The following is a 2,932-nucleotide window of genomic DNA, read 5'->3' as shown; positions in this document are numbered from 1 at the left end:
GCCACTGATGTTGGGCGAAGTCCCAAGATCAGCGTAGGTTTCTGGCTTGTCGAAGGTCAGGAACCGAAGATCGGAACACGGCGTGCGTTTGACCAGGGTATTTCATCGGCAGGTGGGGTTCGATCGGGCGGTCGTCGAGGACGTGTGCCTCGATGAGGACGCCGACGGTGAGGTCCTCGTCGTTGCGGCCGGCCACGTAAGGGCGTCATGCGCCGGTGCGGGCGCTGCTCGGATGAGGGGCAACAGCGCTCTGGGCGCGGTCGGCGTCAGCGTGATCAGTCGGCGGAGGGCGGGACGCGGAACGAAGCGGGATTGACGGGACGGCTCTGCTTCGGCAGGCCGGCGACGACGAGGAGGTACGACTCGGTCACGAGATTGTCGACAAGCGCGGGCTCGACGTCCGCACCCGCCCGCACCGTGATCCAGTGCTTCTTGTTCATGTGGTAGCCGGGCGAGATGCTCGCGTGAGCTGCGCGGAGCGCCTCCGCGTCGGATGGATCCGCTTTCAGGATCACGACGGGCTCGCCGGGCATGGACGTCTGCAGCATGAACACCTTGCCGCCGACCTTCCATACCTCCCAGTCGCCGGTGAACTGGTGTGTGTGCTCGGAGCCGGGAAGCTCGGCGGCGCGGGCCGCGGCTCGATCCTGCACTGCCTTATCAATCTGCATCTTGACCTCCTCGAAGTCCTTAGGGGGTCGATTGCCCGGCGTCCGTCGAGGTGGTGCGGACGCCGGGTAACCGAGTCGAAGTGAACGGGGCCGGCACCGCGGTCCGATGTCCGCCCCGTCCGTCACATGTGCGTGAAGATCTTCTCCGCGTCGAACCGCGAGACCGGCTGGCGGGAGACCCGAGCCTCGTCGGGGTAGCCGAGCACCAGAAGCAGCGTGGTCGTGTAGTCGGTGTCGGTCAGGTCGAAGGCCGCGTCCACGGTCGTGCGGTCGAAGCCCTCCATCGGCGTCGCGTCCACCCCGAGGGATGCCGCGGCCATCATCGTGGCGCCGACGACGAGGTAGGTGTTCTTCTCAAGCCAGTGGAGCACGTCCCCGCCATAGTTCTTTGTCTGGATCTCCACGAAGTTGGAGGCGCCCGCCTCCCATCCCTTCTGGATCTCCGGGTCGGCGAAGCGCCCGTCGGCGCGCTCCTTCTCGAAGATCTCCTGCAGGTGCGTGTCGGGGATGTCCTTGCGCGTCGTGAAGACGATGGCGTGCGACGCGTTGCGCACCTTCTCCGCGTTGTCCGCGAAGCGGCCGACCAGTGCGTCCGCGAGCTTGTCCTTGCCATCCTGCGTCTCCAGCACGTGGAAACGGTTCGGCTGGATGTTGATCGTCGTCGGCGAGGTGCGCAGGTAACGCAGCAGCTGCTGGAACGTCTCCTCCGGGATCCTCTTGCTCGGGTCGAAGTAGCGGGTGAGGTGCTTCGTGATCAGCTTGTCGAGATTCAACATCGTGCTTTCTTTTCGTTTGAACGGCGGGTGGAGAGGAAAGTCAGGCCGACTGGTGGTCGGCGCCGGGGACGTCGACGACGGCGTCGCTGACGTTGTTGAGGTAGTTCGTGAGCAGGGTGACGACCACGATCGCGACGATCGCCTGGATCTCCGGGTCGATATACCCGACCTCGCGGATCGCTGCGAGGTCCTCGTCGCTGACCTGGCCACGCGTCTCGATCACGTGCTGCGCGAACTTCGCGACGGCGGCGCGCTTCGGGTCGCTGGACGTGCCCGTGCGGGCGAGCTCAATCTCCTCCGCCGACATACCGCCGAGGTTCGACGAGATGAAACCGTGGAGTGCCTGGCAGTAGTGGCAGCCGTTCGACTGAGAGACCGCGAGGGCGATCGTGTGGCGCGTCTTCGCGTCCAGGAGCGTCGCGATGCTGCCCTGCAGGCCCATCACGATCTCGAGCACGGTCGGGTTCGCGGCGAGCGTGGTGAACATGCTGGGCGCGAAGCCGAACTGCTTCGCGATGGCGTCGAGGGCGCCCTGCGTCTTCGCGTCCATGTCGGCGCGCGCGGGAGCGGTCAGGCGGGACATGGTGATGAACCTCCGGGTGACGTTACTGGACGATTTCGTCCACTCGCTTGAGTGAACACCATCGAAAATGGGTCTTCAAGCCCAGTTTGTGTTACGTTGATTACATGCAGGTGAACAACGGGGCGGATGCAGCCCAGAAGCTCACTCCCAAAGGGCCAGGCCACGCGCGAGCGAATACTGGAGCACGCGGCCGCCGCGTGACGTTACTGGACGATTTCGTCCACTTGCTTGAGTGAACACCATCGAAAGTGGGTTCTCAAGCCCAGTTTGTGTTACGTTGATTACATGCAGGTGAACAACGGGGCGGATGCAGCCCAGAAGCTCACTCCCAAGGGCCAGGCCACGCGCGAGCGAATACTGGAGCACGCGGCGGCGTTGATCTACGGCAAAGGGGTCCACGCAACCAACAACGACCTCGTCCGCCGCGCCGCAGGCGTGAGTGGATCGCAGCTGAGTCACTACTTCCCCACCAAGGAGAGCCTCGTCCTGGCGGTCATCGACTGGCAGGCCGACAGCGTCCTCGGCTTCCATCGCAGCGAACGGTTTGCCAGCTTCGACACCGTCGAGGCGTTCCAGGACTGGACGGACTTCTACGTCCTCTCGGGGCGTCCGTTCGAGGCCGGCTGCAGCCTCGGCTCGCTCGCGAGCGAGATCGTCAAGACCGATCTCGACGTGCACGACCGGCTCGCGGAGGTGTTCGCGCAGTGGCGCGAGATCTTCCGCGTCGGGCTCGATCGCATGCGGCAACTCGGCCGCATCGACGCGTCCGCCGACCCCGCGCGGCTCGCCGACATGTTCCTCGCGGCGTATCAAGGCGGCATGCTCCTCGCTCAGGTCGCCCGGGACATCGGCCCCCTGCAGGACGCGCTCTCTGCGGCGGTTGACCATCTGCGGACGTTCGT

4 protein-coding genes are annotated in these 2,932 nt (G+C 65.1%); 1 reads left to right on the top strand and 3 read right to left on the bottom strand.

The window, feature by feature from the left end:
• Window positions 1–275: 275 nt before the first annotated feature.
• The 3 genes from JNW87_RS36910 to JNW87_RS36900 form a co-directional block, all read right to left on the bottom strand.
• Window positions 276–671 (bottom strand): MmcQ/YjbR family DNA-binding protein, encoded by a 396-nt coding sequence (locus JNW87_RS36910; protein ID WP_109802463.1) that lies wholly within the window; start codon window positions 669–671, stop codon window positions 276–278.
• Between the two features lie 122 nt (window positions 672–793).
• Complete coding sequence (locus tag JNW87_RS36905) at window positions 794–1,447, bottom strand: nitroreductase family protein (protein WP_236647967.1); 654 nt, start codon at window positions 1,445–1,447, stop codon at window positions 794–796.
• 40 nt (window positions 1,448–1,487) lie between these two features.
• The gene (locus tag JNW87_RS36900; protein WP_109802462.1) at window positions 1,488–2,030 is read right to left on the bottom strand and encodes a carboxymuconolactone decarboxylase family protein; all 543 of its coding nucleotides are present in this window, start codon (window positions 2,028–2,030) and stop codon (window positions 1,488–1,490) included.
• A gap of 285 nt (window positions 2,031–2,315) precedes the next feature.
• Between JNW87_RS36900 and JNW87_RS36895 the strand changes: the two genes are divergently transcribed.
• Window positions 2,316–2,932 (top strand): TetR/AcrR family transcriptional regulator (locus JNW87_RS36895; protein WP_238455318.1); only part of this gene is annotated, 617 nt, incomplete at its 3' end.

The sequence above is a fragment of the Micromonospora sp. ATA51 genome, from assembly GCF_016802855.1.
Taxonomy (GTDB): Bacteria; Actinomycetota; Actinomycetes; order Mycobacteriales; family Micromonosporaceae; genus Micromonospora; species Micromonospora sicca.
This window is presented reverse-complemented; position numbering and strand designations above follow the sequence as displayed.

Excerpts from the sequence above, each read along its gene's own strand:
- JNW87_RS36900 (WP_109802462.1), bottom strand. The coding sequence starts at position 2,030 with ATGTCCCGCCTGACCGCTCCCGCGCGCGCCGACATGGACGCGAAGACG.
- JNW87_RS36905 (WP_236647967.1), bottom strand. The coding sequence starts at position 1,447 with ATGTTGAATCTCGACAAGCTGATCACGAAGCACCTCACCCGCTACTTC.
- JNW87_RS36910 (WP_109802463.1), bottom strand. The coding sequence starts at position 671 with ATGCAGATTGATAAGGCAGTGCAGGATCGAGCCGCGGCCCGCGCCGCC.